Source organism: Sphingobacterium sp. CZ-UAM (assembly GCF_002000245.1).
Lineage (GTDB): Bacteria > Bacteroidota > Bacteroidia > Sphingobacteriales > Sphingobacteriaceae > Sphingobacterium.
In genome coordinates this window covers 280,662-301,009 of sequence record NZ_MTCM01000001.1, presented here as the reverse complement: position 1 = coordinate 301,009, position 20,348 = coordinate 280,662, and the positions used below count along the sequence as shown (strand labels likewise).

Sequence of the window (20,348 nt, the reverse complement as noted above, 5' to 3'; positions counted from 1 at the left end):
GAAATTTAAGTCTTTTGATCATACCTTAAAAAATAAAATATAATCATAACTAATTTTACTCAATATATTAACATTAAAAAACTAATCCAAATACAATTCAAAAAAAGTTATTCTTACTAAAAAATTGGTCAATTTTTCTTTTTCTATTCGTTATAAAAATGACAATAAAATTGGAAAATGATTTCGGGAGCCTTACCTTTAGGCTGATAATTGAAGAAACCGTCATGAGTTTAGATTAAACGAGTGCAACAAGTTTATGTAAACCATGAAAAATCAACATTCCTAAATATTTATTTCAATGAAAACTACAATTTCGTTTCTGGCTTTCGCTTTGTTAACTGGAAGTCAGCTCTATGCCCAGACTGCTGTAGATTCCGCTTATGTTCGGGATCATTATGAGAAAACCGAAGTAACGATTCCGATGCGCGATGGCAAGAAATTGTTTACTGTGATCTACAGCCCCAAAGATAAATCGAAGAGATATCCAATTTTATTGAACCGAACTCCCTATACGGTGGGCCCCTATGGTCAAAACGTGTATAAAAAGAGCCTGGGTAATTTCCCTGCAATGATGCGGGACGGTTATATCTTTGTCTATCAAGATGTCCGTGGGAAATGGATGAGTGAAGGCGATTTCGAAGATGTCCGGCCCACAACGCTCAGTAAGGATAAAAAAGCAATTGACGAAAGCACGGATACGTATGACGCCTTAGAATGGCTACAGAAAAATGTGAAAAACTACAATGGAAAAGCGGGCCTATACGGGATTTCCTATCCAGGTTTCTACTCTACGGTAGGATTGGTCAAGACTCATCCCAGTCTTAAGGCTGTCTCACCACAAGCCCCTGTAACCGACTGGTTTATTGGGGACGACTTCCACCACAATGGCGTATTATTCCTACAAGATGCTTTCACATTTATGTCAACATTTGGTGTTCCACGCCCAAAACCAATTACCCCCGATCAATTCAAAAGTAATATCCAGGTCAACGAGGTCGATAAATATAATTTTTTCCTTGAGGCCGGAACCGCTAAAGAGCTTAAAGAAAAATATTTTGGCGATTCGGTCAAATTTTGGAACGACCTATTTAAACATCCCAACTATGATGAGTTTTGGAAAACCCGTGTCATCACCAATTATCTACAGGATGTGAAACCCGCTGTCATGGTTGTTGGTGGTTTTTTCGATGCCGAAGATGCCTACGGGACGTTTAAAACGTATCAGTCCATCGAGGAAAAGAGTAAAACAAACAATTCGATTTTGGTGGCAGGCCCTTGGTACCACGGTGGATGGGTACGTGCTGCAGGAGATTACCTAGGCGATATTCAATTTGAGAAAAAAACAAGTATCACCTATCAGGAAAAATTTGAGCAGCCGTTTTTCAGTCACTATTTAAAAGAGGAAGGTAACTTCTCTGCTGCCGAAGCCAATATCTTTATTTCCGGAAGCAATGAATGGAAACAATTTGAACAATGGCCCCCGAAAAATGTGGAGACCAAAAAGCTTTATTTTCAACCACAGGGCAAGCTCGGTTTTGAGAAAGTTCAACGTACCGACTCATGGGATGAATATGTAACAGACCCCAACAAACCCGTTCCCCACCAGGGCGGACTCATACAGACCCGCACACGCGAATACATGGTCGATGATCAACGCTTTGCGGCCAATCGTCCCGACGTCATGGTCTATCAAACAGCTCCCCTGACAGAAGATATCACCATTGTGGGTCCGATCAAAAACTTCCTCAGGGTGTCTTCAACGGGTACGGATGCAGACTATGTGGTTAAACTTATTGATGTTTATCCCAATGATGCCCCCAGTTTTGAAGGGAAAACAATGGCGGGGTATCAGATGATGGTCCGAGGGGAAATAATGGCTGGAAAATACAGAAATGGTTTTGACAAACCTCAGGCTTTGACGCCTGGACTCGTGGAAAAAATTGATTTTGTGATGCCTGATGTCGCGCACACCTTTAAAAAAGGACACCGTATCATGGTTCAGGTACAAAATTCCTGGTTCCCATTGGCGGAACGGAATCCACAGGTATTTATGGAACCCTATACAGCGACCAAAGCCGACTTCCGTAAAGCAACACAGCGCATTTTCCATGACGTCAACAATGCGACCTATATCGAATTTGACATCCTAAAAGATTAAACAGAGGTGAACAGAATTGACAATATCAACAAGTGGTCCATGAGTAAACTATCCACATAGACAGCGGCCCCATTATTTTAAAATAATGGGGCTGCTAGCATTTACCAAATGTCGTTTACGCGATTATGATTCTTCCACGAATTTATTTTCTGCCGCTTTTATTCCTGTCAATAACAGCAGGACAATACTAATTGCAAGAAAGTAAAAGGAGTAGTCCCAGGATGGGTCTATCTCATGCAATTTTCCAAAAATTGGTGGGCCGAATGCTGCAATCAAATACCCGACTGATTGCGCCATTCCCGAAATTTTGATGGCATTCGCTGTCGATTTTGCCCTTAAACTAAAAAAGAGAATAGAAAGGCTAAAAGACAGACCATTGGAAAGTCCTAATAATATGGCTGCAACATAGATCCCATCGAGCTTATATAAAAAGAAGATCAAAATGCTGCCCAGCATACCCACCGCAACAGCAACAGCCATCAGTCGCTGATCTTTCATTCGGTGCGCAATAATAGGCCCGACAAACATAATGGGGATCATCGCAATCTGGATCAAAAACAACAACCAACCGGTGTCTTTGGCAGCCATCCCATAATCGACCAATACCTTGGGCAACCAGGAAATCAAACTATAATAAACCAATGATTGAATTCCCATAAATATACTGATATACCAAGCCAATCTGGATTTAAAAATATGCCCAATCCCAGTCTGCGCTTGCTTTTTCTGTTCAGGAATAACATTGTTTTGCCCACCTAGCCGATCAAAGAAGACAGCAATGATTGATAAAACAGCCAATATCACCCAAACGCCAAGGGAACCTCTCCATCCAAAGCCAGTCCACTCCCCCAAACGTAGACTAAAGCCCGATGCGAATGCCGCTGTCAAATTCATTGCTACGGCAAAAATACCAGTCATTAGCCCAATATGCTTGGGAAAACTGGTCTTAATATAACCTGGAGCCACTACATTACCCACACATATTCCTAAGCCGATCATGACGGATCCTGCAAACAAAGAAGCTGTACCGCCCCCTACCCTTACAATGATTCCCACAGCAAGAACAATCAATCCAAACAACAAAAAACGATGCATACCCTGAACGTGGGAATACTTACTCACCAGGACCGAACAACTTGCAAACATAAAAAGAGGAATTGCCGTCAATAAACTACTTTGAAAGCTATCTAATGTAAGATAGTCACTGATCTGACCCAAAACAGGCCCGACAGCCGTAATCGGCGACCTCAGATTCGTTGAAACTAAAATTACAACCAATACAGACACCCAGCTCCAGGATATAGTGTTTGATTTTTGCATATTATTATTCATATATTATTTATTTCTTGGATGTAATAGCTAATGTTTAGCGGTTGAATGCTTCCGCAAGAATATGGTATTACCACATGATGAATACACCTACAAGAAGATCTGTTGCAAAGATAGATTCAGTTATTTAATTAAATTTGCCATTGATTTAATTTATAACGACATGGGCTGTTCCAATCATATTGAAACAATTGAGAATATAAAAAAATCTAATTTTGTCTGGTTTGAAGAAAATTGGGTTCACGACGATGCGTTACATACACATCGTAAAGCGCAGTTGATTTATGTCGAGCAAGGGTTCCAATACCTCACCGTTGAGGGAAAAATGTATCTGCTCCCCCAGAATCATGTGGCATGGGTTCCCTCAAATGCTTTACATAAGACCAATTCACAGTCCAGGAGTATCAAGTTAATGATCCTCTTTTTTGATATCGAGCAGGGAGATCCATTTTTCGAAAAGGTTCAAATATTCGCTGCTCCGAAGGTGTTAAGAGAAATGATCTTATATGCCGAAAAATGGTCAAAATTGACGGAAGAAAATGAACATGAAACGATTTTCCTTCGTGCACTCCTTAACGAACTTCCCGCCTTCGGATCCCGCTTATTGCATCTAGAAATTACGCTGCCGAGTGAAAATAGATTACAGACAGTATTAAATCACCTACACGACCACTATACCCATCCTATCAAAATGGAGGAAATTGCGTTATTATCCAATCTTTCCCTGCGTACTATTGAACGATTATTTAAAAAGGAAACGGGAATGACCCTGGTCAAATATCAGCAATTGCTACGGCTAATTAAAAGTCTTGAATTATTAAGCACAGGTGAACTGACCATATCCCAGATTGCCTACAAAGTCGGGTACCAAAGTGTACAGGCCTTTACAAATAGTTTTTATGCTGTCATGGGCTACAGGCCTTCCGCTTTTATAGAGCATTAACAGCATAATGAGAAGCGTGTTTGTAGCTTTTTAACTACAAAAAACAAACAGGTTGTTAAAAATAATAAACAAGATTTGCATATGTGTAAAATACACACTATCTTTGTTGCATCATAATTTAGGTTTATAATTGGTTATTTAAGGTTTTCATTCTCCCCGTTTGAAAACCTTTTTTTTTGTCCCTATATTTTCTATTAAATTCTATTTGATGTGCCTTTTATGACTGATCCTGTTATAATCTCATTTATAAAATAGAGAAGGAAACCCTACAAAATAGCAGCCTTCAGAAAATCATCATTCAAATTAAATTCTCAAAAAATTCAATAATTCTTCAACAATAGTGTATTTTTAACCGTAAGTTCAAAATAGGAGAATCCTATTCGCAACATAAACATAAAAATACATCGAAAATATAAATAAACACATATGGCAGAGCATGGGGATTTACAAATCGCAATATTAATCGATGCGGATAATGTTTCCTATCGAAAGATCGAAGAGATTCTGAACGAAGTCAAACGCTACGGTATCCCGACGATCAAACGGATCTACGGTGACTGGACCAATCCTTATGTCGAAAAATGGAAGGATAAGCTTCTCACCCATGCAATAACCCCCATCCAGCAGTATAGCTATACACAAGGTAAAAACTCGACGGATTCAGCTCTCATTATCGACGCGATGGACATTCTACATTCCGACAGGGTCGATGGCTTCTGTATTGTATCGAGCGACAGCGATTTCACCAGACTGGCAACCCGTTTAAGAGAATCGGGTAAGTTGGTGATCGGTATTGGAGAGAAAAAAACGCCGAAACCTTTCATCGTTTCTTGCGACAAATTTATTTATGTTGAGATCTTTGAAAAGAATCAAAAAAAGGAACCTAACACAAAGAAAAAACAGCAGAATCAGCCCAAACCTGTACCTGTAGACAATCCAACCAGCATAGCAGTGCTTGACGAAGAGACACTGGAATTATTAAAAGACACCGTTGATGACACCGCAGATGAAAATGGATGGGCATTTTTAGGAGAAATTGGTAGTCTTTTCAATAAAAGAAAACCGGATTTCGATGCGCGAAATTATGGCTACGATAAAATGTCTCACCTTTTTAAAGCCTATACGGAGGATTTTGAAATCGAAGAACGTAATACGGACAAATCGCGAATAAAACATTATTATATTCGAAACATCATTAAACGACCGCTATCCGCCATCGCCCCTGCCCCGGCAACTGAAGTTCAAAAAACGACATCAAACACAGCTTCAAAAACAGCGGAAGTTGCCGCAAAACCTGCGAATCAGAATACACGAAAAAAGGGCCGTCAAGATAAAAAACGTCAGGATACAGCCACAGTAGAAAATTCAGGAAAAGAAACCCCGACAGTTCAGCAGAAAGAGGAACAGCAAGTAGTAGAAAGCGTAGCGCAAAACGATTCTCCCAATCGCATGTCATTTCCGGCAGCGGGAAATAAGATTACAGCAGACGATGTTAAAAAATCGCAAATCAGAATTACGAAAGATTTTAAACCTCTGTTTCCAACAAAATCACAAAAGCTACGGATCATTATTGGCTCCAACGAATATGAAGGTAACTTCACCTACCGTGGACGCGGATTCCATGTCCTTAAACTAGGCAAAGAGGCCGCGATCCAACTTGGACTAGCGGAAGGGATACAACTGGAGATAACAAAGCTCAACGAGCATAGCTATACACTTCAAAATCAATCTAATTAATTTTTGATAAACTGGAAAATTATCTGAAGTACTGGTTGAATCCAAGCGAACATTCAGTCAGTACTTCAAATCATACAAGGATTCTTTATCTCGTGTCCCAACAAGTAGTCGATCAGCACTTCACCTTTTAATACGCTCACCTAAATTTACTGTTCAAAATTAAAGCTAAACCCTTAAAAGTCATCGTATACAATGCTACAAAGAATACAGTGCTACAAAGAACTTTTTGATCATCAACTGGTAACAGGTTTATCTTCCACCGGCAAACTCCATTGTGAAATGGTAGTTTTCGTCAATAGGCACTACTTTTCTATCAACCTTGCGCAGATCACGTGCTTCTTCTGTCCATAAAAAAGGATAAAATGAAAACACTTGATTTCCATCCAATTTTTGCACATCTTCCACCCATTCCTTCCATTTAAATGTTTCGTAAAATTGACGGATTTCACCCCTCAATGTCCAATAGATAAAATCAGAATAACCGCACTCCAAACTTTCCCATTGCAAGGTGTCCTGTGCAAAATAATAGACCTGTCCTATGCCCTCACCCAAGGCTCCAGCATTAATCGCAAAATAGCCGCCCAAAACATCGTCGGCAATTAACAGAAAACCACCTTTCTCCCCTTCTTTGTCAAAGCTTTTCCCTTTGTTCCACTCCATGATACCTCGATTCAATTTAGCAGAACCCGAGCCTAGAATCCGTAGCCATCCCCCATCGATAAGTATTCCACCGGTTTGATGAATAATAGCACCCATAGGAGATTTTGTGGTAATCTGAGCTCGTAGTAACTCTTCATCTGCACGCTTTGGATTTCTGGGCAGTACCTCATAAGAATTACTTGCTCCCCTCATCCATTCTTCGACCAGATTCCATCCTGAATCTGTCGGATTAATCAACTCATTTAGACTCTTCATTCCTTGTGCTTTATATTCAAAACAAACCATATTTATCGCCTTTACTACATCCACTTTCAATAGAAAGAAAAATAAAGTGACGCATCTTGAATTGCCGAAATTACCACAATTCTTCCTGTCATCCAAATCACATAAGTTCAGTGACTAAAGTCTAAAATCCGATTTAACCATTACTTTACGCACAAAACATAAGAACCTTGAAGCAATTTTCGTTAAATTTAAACCATGCAACATGAATTAGAAAAACTTCGGTATCCCATAGGCCGCTTTGCCGTACCAGATCATATTGACAAGCAATTACTGAATGATTGGATAAAAACAATCGCAGACTTCCCCGCACGACTCAAATCCGAAGTCAGTGACCTGCCAGATATCGCTTTGGAGAAACGATATCGTCCAGACGGTTGGACCATCAGACAAGTAGTGCATCACTGCGCTGATAGCCATATGAATAGCTTTGTCCGTTTTAAATTAGCGCTGACAGAAGATTACCCTACGATAAAACTCTATGAAGAAAATCTGTGGGCAGAACTTCCAGATGCCAAACATAACCCCATTGAAAGTTCCCTAAGATTATTAGAAGGTTTACACCAACGTTGGGAAATCTTACTAAAGAGTCTGAGTGACGAACAACTGGAACGCGCATTTATTCATCCGGTTACCAAAAGGTATATTTCGCTCAAAGTAAATATAGGCCTATATGCCTGGCATTGTAATCACCATTTGATGCATATCGTCAACGCAAAAAATAGTCCATTATAACAGTTGATATTTGTTTCAGCGATATATACGTAAATACACACTTACGAAGCCATATTTGAAAAAAGATCGAGGGCTATACAAATAAAATGCAGGAAAATAGGGGTGTCCAACCGTTTAGGACACTCCTCTTTAATAAAATTGTACCGATCTAACTAAGCCGTCAACCACAATACAACGATAAAGGCACCAAAGGCTCCCAAAGCAAGGCCTACGATACCGGCGATCAAAAAAGTCCGCAGATAATAGCCGAACGTTTTGGTCTTTTTCTGGAGGATATGGATAATCCCCACTATCAGGGAATAACCTGCACCTACGCCAAAAAATAGCATAAAGGCTAGGTCGATCAGCATACCTGTGAAATCTAAATTCGCAGAAGATAACATCGTGCAGGTTATTTTTTCTTTTTAAACAGTTTACTGAAAAAGGATGAACTACTATTACCTGTAGGTTCGTCCTTTGCTTCCACTTCCCCACTTTTCTCGTCCGCCCAAATTAACAATTCGGGTTCAATATCCAATTCGTGTTGTCGGGCAAAGTTCGACCAGTAGGCATGTTTTTCCTGATCCCTAAAGTCGGGATCATTTTTATAATAACCCAATAAACTTTCTGTAGCAGACTCATAGACACTATAACGATTTGCCCGCTCAAAATAATGAATGGCTTTTTTACTGTCCTTTTTAAATTTTAACCCCGCATCATACATCAAACCGTAATAAATATTGGAATAGCTATCCGCTTTATCTTTCTTCAGATAAACAAGTAGACGGTCATAGTCATCTAAACTATAATAAATCGAAGCAATATTGCGATTATTTTCAACCAGTTTCAACTCCGCTTTTTTGTAGTAATCCAATGCTTTTTCAAGATCTTCCTCTACATAGGTCCCACTAAAATAGAAATAACCCAAGTTGGATAATGCATAGCCATTCCCAAGATCAGCCCCGTTGTTATAGGCCTCAAAAGCTTTTTTTAGATCCGATGTATAGCCTATTCCATGCTGGTATAGATAACCGATGCTATTCCAAGAAGACGCATACCCCTTTTTGGCGGACCGCTCATAGTATGCAATTCCTTTTTTCAGGTCCAGAAAACGTGTGTCTTCATTATCAGTATCCGTATAGATATTACCGAGCTCATACATACTGCTTTCATTGTCCTGATCAGCTGAAAATGTAAAGTAACGGATGGCATTTTCGATGTCTCCATTTCTCCAGCAATCCATGGCCATGTGATACAATGTATAGCTATCATAAGCGGATTCAAAATCTACACCCCGATCCGATTTCCACTGGGTGAAAAAATGGTCAAAAACCTCAAGTTCCTTTCCTTCCAACTTGTCCAGTGCCTTGATATAATATCCATACTGATCTTGGGGCACCTCTTCCAATCCCTCATATCCTTTATTGAACAGTTTGCCGTCGCGCAACATCATTAGATCTTGATAATGCCGTACACTACAACAGATGAAATCGAAGGATTCACTCAGTTCTTTGCTATCAGTATCGTAGTAATAATACCCGCCCACCTGATCTTGCAGGATAAAATAGTCCATCAGCGCATAGCTGATTGCGGCATAATGTGCTGACAATGGAATCAGCCAACTTTTAGTCTCTGTGTGATAGATTCCTCTTTCCGATTCGGTTTGGATGATATAACAATTAAAGGCACCATTACCAAAATCTGCACCTCCCTGTATAGATTTAATCGTCAGATCTTGCAGAAGAAAACCCTTGCTAGCGAGGTCATACAAAAAATATTTACCTTCCGAAAGGTAATATAATGCACTGAGCCCATTCATGGCATTTAAAATAGCTACATCTTTTACCAAAAGGGAGCCGTCTGCTGCATGGACTGATTTCTTTTTTTTATTGTTTAAATTGACTGCGTAAAAATCAAACAACAATTCGTTCAAAACCCCTTCTGGATACTCGCCCAATAGAACACCCTGACTGGAATAGTATTTACGTAGTTTGCTGTTCGCTATCGGCTGATAAATAAAGCCCTCGTAGTCTATTTCAAAAGGCTCATCAGAACCTGTCGCATGCAAGCCCTTACCTTCGGCATCGATAATGTCATATTTCCCGTCCCGCTGTCCCTGGTAGAATCCATAAGCAAAATCGTCCAAAACCGCATAGTTCAAGGGAATAATTGTAGCGCCAGTTTCCACGTCCACCAAGCCATGCTTGCCCACTAAACTCACTTTTCCTACAATCCTGCCACGGCCACTCTGTACAGGCGCTGCAGCGTCGTAAATACAGGGAATAGTCTCTTCGCCCTTTCTATTTAAATAGCCAAACAAACCTTCTTTCGCAACAACTGCAAAGCCATTGTAATCAAAGTCTCCGATCTCGTCATAGCGGGGTTCAACTTTCTCCTCACCCCTCGCATTCCGGATTCCCCAACGTCCGTTTTCTTCAAAAAACTGGTTATCAAGGCTATCAATAGCTTCCGTATTCCACCAGCCCAATCCATAGTTGCTCCACTCAGCTTCTAACATCGCTAAAAAGGAATCATAACCTGAGCGACTCAAAATAGGATAAAGCGCTGATAACGACTGCTTCTCTATTGCTTTTTCGTAATACAGGTTCTTCTCATAAATTTCAAATGCAAAATCCTTTGCTTGTTGGCTATGTTTAACCTCAGACATATTAAAAACATCACGCGCATTGATCTGGAAGCATTCAAATGGAAGTCCATGCAGAAAATCGAACATTTTTTCGATGGTCAACAGAACAGCAGCATTGGATATCAAATTATACTCCTGAATAAGCAGATCGTAGAATTTTCTCAATTTTAAAACACCCGCTTCTTTTTCAGCATATACTAAGGTTCCTTTCGCTTTTGGATTTGCGGCAAACAAGGGCAGCAACAGATCTGGAATGACATAGTTCCATTCACCCAAATAAGCACGGAAATACTCCTGATCTTTTTTATCTGTGTTATAAATATAAATTCGATGTGCCATATTGTTTTTTTATTCTTCTATATCAACGTCATTGTTTTTAGCAAAATCAAACCAAAAGTTGTATTTAGCGGCATCTGCAAACGTTCCATTTTTATAGTAATACAAGAGACGGTTGACGGCATAAGCATAGGTAGCGTTTTGGTTTGCCTGTTCGTAGTAACGCAGCGCCTTTACCATACTCTGTTTCACACCCCAGCCTTCTTCATACAAAATCCCATAATAAATTGCAGCATACTGTCCCGCTTTATCCTTTTTCAGATAACGTAAAAGATTAGTGTAATCTTTTTGTTGATAATAAATTTCAGCTATCTGTGCATCGTTGTCGATGCCTTCTTTTTCAGCCTGCTTAAAATAATGCAAGGCTTGCCCATAATCCTGTTCAAGATGCTCTCCTTCATAATACCAGTGACCAAGGTTACTCATGGCCTGCCCTTCCCCAAGTGCTGCTGCTTTTTGGTATGCTGTTAAGGCTTTGGGAATATCAGGCGGCAGACCGAGTCCTGTAGCGTAGATAAAGCCTAGATTAGTCCAAGCTTGCGCATGATCCTGTGCTATCGCCTGCTTGTAGAAGCCGATTGCTTTAGGAATATCCAGAAAATCTTCATGATCCGTATCGCAATAGATATTGCCAAGAAGGTACTGACAGTCGGCACTACCCCGGGAGGCGCCGATAGTCAACAAAGGTATAGCTTCGGCTATCTTACCGGCCCAATTTAGTTTCCGTGCTTTTTCATACAGCGTCTCGTTATCAAGATAAGATTCGTAACCTGCTCCCTTCCGTTTTGTCCAAGCCTGATAGAACTGTACAAAATAACTCTGGTCAGTTCCCTGCAAATTATATTTTTCGGCATACAAACGGCCAAATGCTGTTTCAGGAAATTCAGCAATATTTCGTTTTTGATCTACATAAAACAGCCTTTCTCCTTTAAATAAGAGCAAGAATTCACCTTCGCTTCGTTCCGGATGTGGATCATGAATTGGCGCACTGACATAATCGTAAAGTTCGCTACAGAAATTCACTTTTGTATCAAAATAGCGCATTCCTTCGGACTCATGGATACGCATAAAGTCCATATAGCAATATTCGATTTTTAGATAAGCCGGATCCGGTTCGAGCAGCCATTGATCCAAATATGCTTCATATATCCCCTGCCCCTCGGCACAGGCGACAACAAAGATATCTTTTCGAAAGTTTTTAATGCTATCGACCAAGATTTTATCAATGGATCGATCGACTAAACGGAATAGGTCATGCGCGAGTGCATAAATCCGCCATTGTTTATTTTTCAGGTATACGATACTACGATAACCATCCAAAACGATGATACGATCAATCTCTTCATCCAGCACAGTGCCATCGGGCTTGATGATTGAAATCTTTCGCTGCAACTTATTGGGTTTGATCCAGAAGTAGGCGTTGGGGAGAGCCTGTAAGCTATCTTCCAGAAAACTGCCCAGATAGTGACCGTCCATACGAAAGTATTTCCGCTTCATGGTACCCTTTTGCCGCTTATAAAAAAGCTTACAGTAATCGTATTCAAAAGGTTCATCCGCCGATTCGGCAATAACCTGTGTTCCATCAGCAGCAAAAAGAAAGTAATTATCACCTTGCTTTGCATTCAAAAAACCACGGGCAAACCAGTCCAAATCATCATAAGCAGCAGGTAATGAAAGTTGCTTGCTATCAATATTCAATATACCACGTTTCCCTTCGATTTCGACCTCAGCGTAATTAACCCCATCGATAACACGCGCGTCAAACGCCTCAACGTACTGACAGGATACGATCTCCTTTCCCTGTTCATTGATGTAACCAAACAGATGATCCCGTTCAACCACAGCAATCCCTGCTTCGTTGAATTCAAATATCTCATCATATTTCGCAGCGACCAGGATATTTCCACCCGCATCCTTTAATCCTTGTTTTCCATTTTCTTCAAAAACTTCGGCTCCCTCTTTCTGAAAGGCATCTTCTTCCCACAAGCCCAAACCATAATTAATCCAGTCTGTCTCGAGCATTTCCAGAAAAGTATCGTAGCCAGACGGGCGCAAAATTTCCTGTAGCGGATCCAAATTTTGTTGCTCAAAGGCCTGTGTATATAATGCCCCTGTTCTCCTGATTTCATCAACCCAGTCACTCGCCTGTTCCGTATGGTTTTCTTCATTCATATTGAAGACATCCCGACCATCGATTTGAAAAGTATCAAATGGCAAACTTTCCAAAAATTCAAACATCTTATTAACAGGTTCGGTATACTTCTTTTTGTAATGCAATTGATAAACATCAGCAAGCAATGCATAAAAATAGCGTAGCCTTGCAATACCGTCTTCCTTATTGGCATAGAGCTGTGTTCCTCGGGAACGGATATCCGAAGAAAATAGCGGGAACATCAAGGCTGGAATTTCATAATTCCATTCGGCCAGATGTGATTCAAATGTTTCTTTTGTTTTAAGATTTACGTTATATATATAAATGCGATGCGCCATAACCTTATTGCTAGATAGCCTTAAAATAGATCGTGCTTACCTCAATAGATGAAAACGGCAAGCACTATACCCGATGCAGTAAAATTACAGCTATTATTAAATATTCTGCTTAGCGGAAAACAGGGATTTTTATTTTTACAGATTTTCCGCAACTTTGAACCGGATTTTGTTTAATAATAAAATAATAGCTCTATTTAATGTTATGCGCTATCTTATTACACCTTTGCTGATCTTGTTTGCAAGCTCGGCGTGTCAGGAAAAACAGCAAAAAAAGCAGCAGTTAGCACTACCGGCGAGCCAATTCAGCCATAGCAAGGATACGCTGGTTCAGCGACCTAAAACACCGACGCTGTCCCGCTTGGACAGCATTGATCAAGCAAATGCAACAAGTATTCTTGAATCGGATGAATTAACAAAGGCACAGGTCAACCTTAGTACCAAAGATAGTATTATACGTTTACGGGCGAATATCCGAGTCGACCATCGTTTTTTTGGTTACGAACAGCCAAATATTCAGTCAAAAAAGCTGCTATTGTTCTCTATTTTTACGAATGATGTGCAAGATAACCCTTTCCAGCTCAAATTCGGCGCATATTATGAGACATCAGGGTTGGATGACAAAGGCCTCAAGCTAAAATACCTGCGGACAAAAGATGATTTTATTGAAGCTGAGCTGATCGATGTCAGTGGCTATCCGGTTACAACAATTTATTTTGAAAAAAAATGGGTTGATATTAAATAATAGCAAACAATCCGATATGTAATTTTTTATTCAACACCTTTATATTGGTTGCTGTTGTTTATTTCAGCAATAATATCTAACCTGTAAAAACCTGCTCGCTTATCATGCGGTGCTCCATAGAAAAAATTCCTAAAGTATAGCTGCTGATCTCCTTTCCAAAAGATCTCTTTTAGGGTACATAGTTCAAAGTTATTATTCCAATCTAAGGGAATCTGCGCATAGGTCAGATAGACCTCATTTTCCTTTTTTTGCAAAAAATAACTGGAACATTCCTGTCCGTCAAACATGCCATTCAATCTATATTTCTTATGCTTAGAGAAATAGACATAGTCTAAATTGCCGATTTCTTCCACATCCCATTTTCCTAGACGCAAATCGAGCGCCTGATCGGTGCTATGCCCCCCTTCAAGCAGCAGAACCTCCTCGGAAGGATAATATTTTACAAACATATTTTCAAACAGATCAATCTCTCCTTCTGTTTTTCCAGCTTCTAGCAATCGGCCATCGTTAAATCGTACCCGAACAATTAAATCTCCCTCCACAACGGTATCAATTTCCATTGGCTTACCTGGCATATAACGTCCAAATTTAACACGTCCCTGCAATAGTTTTCTCGCGACATTGATATCGCTAATGGAAGCAATGGTATCCCTTCGGTAATCGGCCTGCTGCCGCTCCTTAAAAAAATTGACGGAATCTATCTTATAAATTCGGATCATGTTATCCTGGAAGACAAGCGAATCGACCGCTGGCTTTTCGTTTACAATAGTCTCCTTTATCGGAGAAAGAACAGGATTTTTCACTTGGTTTTGTTGACATGCCGAGCATATCAACAAAACAATACCTACGCAATAAAGTACTTTATTCATCACAGTGCATCATTAAGATATTCTAATATCGTATTTCAGCCGGATAATGAAGCAGCTCAATTAATTTAAGCGCCATAACAATCCATATTCGACTTGTGGTCACCAATATGTTATAGAGAATCATCGCGATTAAATTGATCATCCGCACACAGCCCTAGTCCATCCTTTACACCGGATGTCTTTATTATTTCAAGAGCCTGATGCATACACCAAATGATCAGATTTCAAAATAAAATCCCTTTTCTTTTAATTCTTCGTATTTTTCTTTATCAAAACTATAGATCTTTGCTGCTCTGGCATGTCTATCCTTTTGCATATCGCTATGGTCGATCAACAGATCCATGCTCAGTATCTTTTTGCGAAAATTACCGCGATCTATCGAACGCTGCAGAATCGTTTCATACAATTTGTGCAGGTCTGGTAAGGTAAACTGCGCTGGCAGCAGTTCGAATCCGATGGGCTGGTAACGGATTTTACCTTTTAGGCGTTCGACCGCGACAGACAAAATCTGCTGATGATCAAAAGCCAAATCAGCAACCTCTTCCAAACTAAACCATTGCACCGCATCGATGTCAAGTCCGGCCTCCAGGGTATATTCGTTAGGTTTAACTAAAGCATAATAGGCAATACTGATGACCCGTCCCCGGGGATCACGATTTAATTCCGAAAAGGTATAGAGTTGCTCAAGAAAGATATTGCTGAGCCCAGCTTCTTCGGACAATTTACGTAGCGCACATTCATCCGCAGTTTCATCCTCCTGAATAAAGCCGCCGGGAAATGCCCATTTCCCTAAGTAGGGTTCTATTGCCCGTTTGGTTAACAACAGTTTAAGCTGATTTTTTTCAAAACCAAAGATCACACAATCGACTGTAACTGCGGGTCTGGGGTATTCGTAGTTATATGTTTTTGGAGTACTGGCCATCTTGTTATAAAATTACGTCTGTGGATTTTTTGATCTGTATGCCATATTTTTCACGCAGTGATTCAAAAGCCTGCAGTGTAGCCTCTTCGAAACCAGCAATAGGCGACATACAGTCGATCAGTAGTGTAATGCGAGACGTAATCGCTTTATCCTCCGCAAAATATTCCAATATCTGCATTGCAGATGCCAATACACAGTGACTTGATGCCTGTCCTGCAATATAGATGGCATCGTAAGCCTGGATAGCCTCGAGCACGGCATGATTGACAAATTTATTGTCGTCGTATTCGGCTTTGATGATACCATACATTTCAGTGTAGGGATCCTGTCCTTTATAGACCAATAGGGGTTTGACTCGCCGTGCGGCGCTGTGAAAATAGAGCATATTGGTAAATTGACTTTCCAATTGCGCCCCTGAACTCCCCTCTAAACAATGATAGGGCCAGATACAAAGCTCCTTTCTCCCTTCGGCTTCTAAATTTTTAAGATAAACTAGAGATTGTTCAGCTGTGTCCGAATTGGCAACAGTCCAGGTTCCATCGATAAGATCCTTGTGACGGATGACCGTAAAAGGTTTAGGCTGATTTCCTTGCTTATCCACCCACCAGTCTGCATGGAAAATCTGCCGCAGTGAATGGCAGTCAAGGCTGCACATAACCTGCGTCAAAGAAGCCATATTGTTGTATATCCATTGGGTCAGTCGTTGTACATCAGCACGCGAACCAGCTACCGGTAGACTCCCAATGGATTCCATAAAATCGTTTTGTACATCAATCGCCAAAAGCAGTGTCCGCTTTTTATCTGATGCAGCAGGCAGGATTTGCTCCTGTTCCGCCAATGACAATATAGCCGGAATATCCCCTCCTTTTTCGGATGCGATCTTCCTTACATCAACGATCTGTTCATATCTTGTTTTCATCTGTCAATAATTATGTGTTTTAGGTATCCTATCGATGATATAAATAAATTGTTATGCTCCTATACCATCTGTCAAATGGGCGTTACTCCGTTTAAAATCTACATTCCTTTAGCCAGAATTCTAAACCCAAAGATTTCTATCAATTATGTTTTTTACTAGCCTTTGAAAGTTGGAATCGCCGCAAACTTATGCGCAGACTGTTGTTGACGTCTGCGGATCAGTTCATCTATCGTTGAATCACCGGATGTTCCAGTCAGAATAAATCCGTCAATCTGTGCATAACGCATGCCCAATTCTTCTTCGTCTGTCTGTCCTTCCCATAACCCTGCAGAGGGGCTCTTATATTGAATGGATTCGGGAACACCTAGGTATTTTGCCAGTGTATATACTTCTTGCTTGGTCACCATGGCCAAGGGATTAAGATCATAAGCGCCATCTCCCCATTTGGTAAAGTAACCTACGGTCGCTTCGGCCATATTGCCGGTACCGATCACAAAACGGCTTCCCAATTGTGCAAATTGATAGAGGTAGGTCATACGAACCCGTGGCCGGATATTGGCTAAGCTCAAAACACGGTTGGATTCGCTGGAGGCTGCGATATAGGCTTCATTATTGATGGTCAACGCATCGACAGCTGGCTTGATATCAAAGATATGGTAAGGAAAATCAAATTTTTCAATAAGCTCCATCCCATGTGCATGACTCTTACTATTGTTCATATCGCTACCATAGGGCATCATGACCAAATGGACATCCACTTTCGCCAGATGGCATAGACAAGCCACCACACTACAATCAATCCCGCCGCTCATGCCAAGCACTAAACCTTGACGGTTTGCCGCATTTACCTGACCCGCAATCCATGATGCCATTTTTTGGGCATACTGTGCAACGTTTTCATCATTGATGAAAAACGGTTTTCTTAAGTTATTTTCCATATACTCTTACTGATTCTGTTTCCAATCTGTTTCTTATTTCCTTAAAACTAGCCGCGCTGACAAAGGCCCCATCCACAAAACATTCTTTGAGCAGATTACGTTCATTCAATTGTTCGATAGTTACTGGATTGAGGTCGTCTATCATACGAAAATCGTTATCTTCGAATATAACAGCAACCATACCCTTTTGGGATTTTTTAAAGTTACCTGTATCTGTGGCCGGCCTTTTCTGAATAGCTTTAAACTGACCGTCAACAATTTCGGCCGTTCCCTTTAAAGCGAAGCCAAAGGTATCTCTCGTAACATACTGATAGGTATAGGATCCTATTCCAAGTATTGTATTGGTCGAGGCAAAACCTTTCGCCACCAAACCTTCGCAGATCTTTGTTGCCCGTTCCACGGTGATGGAATCGCCATATACAACAGCAATATGCGGATCAAGTTCTTTGAAGCCTTTCGCGTTGACCTTCCCGCCAAAAAGTTCAAACAAACGTTCGACAATCCCTTTTTGAACTGTTTCGTGGTCAGCTTCCGGATCACCACAAATAATCTTAACAGGATCGCCACTGTCTGGTCGAATGACAACTTTGCCTTCCCGTCCCATGATCAGTTCTTTCAATTGTGGCAATACATGATCGACAACATGCCATAGGTCATAGGTGTCGGACACAATAGAAATGTTTCCGCTGGGATAAACCTTCGTAATCAAATGCCGGAAGGCTTCAACCTCCTGTTCACCGTAAGAACACATCACACTATGTTCTGTTGAAGGCGTGTACATCATGACATCACTTGTGGCTGCGTAATAGGTTTTGAGGTATTCCCGAACGGAGAGTGTTGCAGAAACACCGAAGCTTAGTAAATGCCCGCCTGCAGTGCGATAAGCCGTTTCAGGTGACCCCATACCCCGCATGGAGAAATCTCCAGCTTGGGTGAATACTTTAGTGACATCACCTGTTTTTTCAGCAAAACCTGTCAACAATCGCTTGTATTGATCAGCGATAGTCGCAGCGGTCATTGGTGACCAGATATAAGCGGAGAGTTGCGTTTCAAGATAACCTGGCAACCAGAAGAAATCTGGATGGGTATTCTCGATCGTAAACATCGGCACGCCTATCGGTACGAGACTGCCCTCTTTCAAAGCTTTCACCTTAATCGGAAGATAACCCAAACGATGTAAAGCGCGTATATGTTGTGACTGATGTGTACTCGCAAAATTAGGATTGGTCATCGCGAACACTTCACGAATGGCTTCTTCATACTGTGCAACAACTGTGTCCTCAGGTTGGTTAAAAAAATACTCGTCGAAAGAATTATTGATCTCTGCTAAGGCACCCTGCAATCCAAAGAATACAACATGGCTTATTCCTGCGATCCTTGACATCCGGGGAGTCCAGGTTTCATATACCCATTCTGTATGCGCTGGATACTGATCCTTGTGACACAATTTGTAACCGTCCGTCCAGAGAATCGGATTTTTGCTAATTGCTCTAAACATAGCTTTCAGTTGTTAAGTTGATATAATTTAATTTCGGATGCGTAGTGTTCATCATAGAATCTGTGGTAAAAACAAGGTCGATCGGTGAATCTTCCTCCAACAAAGTACCTTTGAAAATCCTTGACTCACAATGGGTCACCAACAGGTAGATTTCACCTGCCCCCATCTCCTTTAGAATTTTTCCGGCCCAGAGAAATGTTCCACCTGCAGAACATAAATCATCGACAATTATGCATTTGGCACCTTTTACAATGTTACCTGTTTTTAATTTCATCGCTTCGATACGTCCCGTTTGTGGATTGCGTTGCTTTTCAAACACACAGACATCTTCGTAGCCACTATTTAAATAGCGTGCTGCTGCCCCTTTATCCGGAAATACAATTCGGTCATTAGCTGAAAATTCGAGTTTTTCCATTAGTTTCGGCAACCAATCAAGCGCAGGATAAATTGCTACACTATTTTCCAGTAAGGTGAGGGTTGTTTCGGAATGCGGCTCGACAACATATACTTTATCAAACTGCAGGCTATTAATAAATGCAGCGACATATTTTAGGGAAAACAGGTCGCCCTCAATTTTGCGATCCATACGACTATAGGGCATATAACGAATCCATAATTTACAACTCGCCCCTGCTTCCTCAAGTCGCTTCTTGACAAAAAACAAACGGATCAAATCGCCATCTTCCTGATAGGTAAATTCTAGCAGATTATCCGCTTTGATCCACTGATCGAAATCCTTCACTTTCGTTTCTCCATTTGGAAACTGTTCGGTGATGAGCTGATGTTTATTTAATATAATCATTTTTCTTTTTTTACAGCTACTCTAGTTGAGTACTTTTTACTCAACAAATATGCGTATTATTTTTACTTTAACAAAATTCATTGAGTATTTTTTACTCAATGAATCAAAACAAAGACACAATCAGCTAAATATCAGTGGAATAAATTTCATTAAAAACACTTTATTTATTAATAAAGCACAATACAAAATCACAGTTTTACCTTCAGCGACACCTAAACATACGCAAACAAACGCTAAAATTTGCTTGAAAATGAGAAACACAAAACGACCAGGAGGCCGTATAAAATTAGCTGAATACAGGGATAGTATCTTTCGCAGAAAACCGGATCTTTGTCTTTAAGACAAACAGTCAAACGAATTGA

16 protein-coding genes are annotated in these 20,348 nt (G+C 40.6%); 5 read left to right on the top strand and 11 right to left on the bottom strand.

The window, feature by feature from the left end; all coding sequences use genetic code 11:
- The first annotated feature begins 298 nt into the window (after positions 1-298).
- Entirely contained in the window at positions 299-2,158 is a 1,860-nt protein-coding gene (locus tag BWD42_RS01205) for a CocE/NonD family hydrolase (protein ID WP_077432657.1), read from the top strand.
- A gap of 123 nt (positions 2,159-2,281) precedes the next feature.
- On the opposite strand, the gene BWD42_RS01200 is transcribed toward BWD42_RS01205, so the two are convergent.
- Positions 2,282-3,490, bottom strand: coding sequence for a CynX/NimT family MFS transporter (locus BWD42_RS01200; protein WP_077432656.1), 1,209 nt, complete (start codon positions 3,488-3,490; stop codon positions 2,282-2,284).
- 61 nt (positions 3,491-3,551) lie between these two features.
- Between BWD42_RS01200 and BWD42_RS01195 the strand changes: the two genes are divergently transcribed.
- The gene (locus BWD42_RS01195; RefSeq protein ID WP_217699975.1) at positions 3,552-4,430 is read left to right on the top strand and encodes a helix-turn-helix domain-containing protein; all 879 of its coding nucleotides are present in this window, start codon (positions 3,552-3,554) and stop codon (positions 4,428-4,430) included.
- Between the two features lie 426 nt (positions 4,431-4,856).
- A complete protein-coding gene (locus BWD42_RS01190) occupies positions 4,857-6,167 on the top strand; it encodes an NYN domain-containing protein (RefSeq protein ID WP_077432655.1) in 1,311 nt (436 codons plus the stop codon).
- A 249-nt stretch (positions 6,168-6,416) separates the two neighbouring features.
- On the opposite strand, the gene BWD42_RS01185 is transcribed toward BWD42_RS01190, so the two are convergent.
- Entirely contained in the window at positions 6,417-7,082 is a 666-nt protein-coding gene (locus BWD42_RS01185) for a DUF2625 domain-containing protein (RefSeq protein ID WP_077435675.1), read from the bottom strand.
- Positions 7,083-7,307: 225 nt separating this feature from the next.
- Between BWD42_RS01185 and BWD42_RS01180 the strand changes: the two genes are divergently transcribed.
- On the top strand, positions 7,308-7,844 hold the full coding sequence (locus BWD42_RS01180) for a YfiT family bacillithiol transferase (RefSeq protein ID WP_077432654.1): 537 nt from the start codon (positions 7,308-7,310) through the stop codon (positions 7,842-7,844).
- Positions 7,845-7,996: 152 nt separating this feature from the next.
- Here BWD42_RS01180 and BWD42_RS01175 read toward each other — a convergent pair whose 3' ends face one another.
- The 3 genes from BWD42_RS01175 to BWD42_RS01165 are packed head-to-tail and all read right to left on the bottom strand — an operon-like array spanning position 7,997 to position 13,296.
- Positions 7,997-8,227 carry a hypothetical protein gene (locus tag BWD42_RS01175; RefSeq protein WP_077432653.1) on the bottom strand — a complete coding sequence of 77 codons (231 nt, stop codon included), beginning with the start codon at positions 8,225-8,227 and terminating at the stop codon, positions 7,997-7,999.
- Positions 8,228-8,235: 8 nt separating this feature from the next.
- Positions 8,236-10,809 (bottom strand): SEL1-like repeat protein, encoded by a 2,574-nt coding sequence (locus BWD42_RS01170; RefSeq protein ID WP_077432652.1) that lies wholly within the window; start codon positions 10,807-10,809, stop codon positions 8,236-8,238.
- 9 nt (positions 10,810-10,818) lie between these two features.
- Positions 10,819-13,296 carry a tetratricopeptide repeat protein gene (locus BWD42_RS01165; RefSeq protein WP_077432651.1) on the bottom strand — a complete coding sequence of 826 codons (2,478 nt, stop codon included), beginning with the start codon at positions 13,294-13,296 and terminating at the stop codon, positions 10,819-10,821.
- 202 nt (positions 13,297-13,498) lie between these two features.
- Between BWD42_RS01165 and BWD42_RS01160 the strand changes: the two genes are divergently transcribed.
- A complete protein-coding gene (locus BWD42_RS01160; RefSeq protein WP_077432650.1) occupies positions 13,499-14,038 on the top strand; it encodes a hypothetical protein in 540 nt (179 codons plus the stop codon).
- A 26-nt stretch (positions 14,039-14,064) separates the two neighbouring features.
- On the opposite strand, the gene BWD42_RS01155 is transcribed toward BWD42_RS01160, so the two are convergent.
- The 6 genes from BWD42_RS01155 to BWD42_RS01130 all read right to left on the bottom strand — a co-directional run bounded on the left by BWD42_RS01155 (position 14,065) and on the right by BWD42_RS01130 (position 19,986).
- The gene (locus tag BWD42_RS01155) at positions 14,065-14,907 is read right to left on the bottom strand and encodes a hypothetical protein (RefSeq protein WP_139350976.1); all 843 of its coding nucleotides are present in this window, start codon (positions 14,905-14,907) and stop codon (positions 14,065-14,067) included.
- 217 nt (positions 14,908-15,124) lie between these two features.
- Positions 15,125-15,829: an NUDIX hydrolase gene (locus BWD42_RS01150; RefSeq protein WP_077432648.1), complete on the bottom strand. Its 705-nt coding sequence runs from the start codon at positions 15,827-15,829 to the stop codon at positions 15,125-15,127.
- A gap of 4 nt (positions 15,830-15,833) precedes the next feature.
- A complete protein-coding gene (locus BWD42_RS01145) occupies positions 15,834-16,748 on the bottom strand; it encodes a hypothetical protein (RefSeq protein WP_077432647.1) in 915 nt (304 codons plus the stop codon).
- Between the two features lie 155 nt (positions 16,749-16,903).
- Complete coding sequence (gene nadE, locus BWD42_RS01140) at positions 16,904-17,686, bottom strand: NAD(+) synthase (protein ID WP_077432646.1); 783 nt, start codon at positions 17,684-17,686, stop codon at positions 16,904-16,906.
- Positions 17,676-19,184, bottom strand: coding sequence for a nicotinate phosphoribosyltransferase (locus BWD42_RS01135; RefSeq protein WP_077432645.1), 1,509 nt, complete (start codon positions 19,182-19,184; stop codon positions 17,676-17,678). Before BWD42_RS01135 ends, nadE begins: the two co-directional genes overlap by 11 nt.
- Positions 19,177-19,986 carry a phosphoribosyltransferase family protein gene (locus tag BWD42_RS01130; RefSeq protein ID WP_077432644.1) on the bottom strand — a complete coding sequence of 270 codons (810 nt, stop codon included), beginning with the start codon at positions 19,984-19,986 and terminating at the stop codon, positions 19,177-19,179. The genes BWD42_RS01135 and BWD42_RS01130 overlap by 8 nt, the downstream gene beginning before the upstream one ends.
- Between the last annotated feature and the right edge of the window lie 362 nt (positions 19,987-20,348).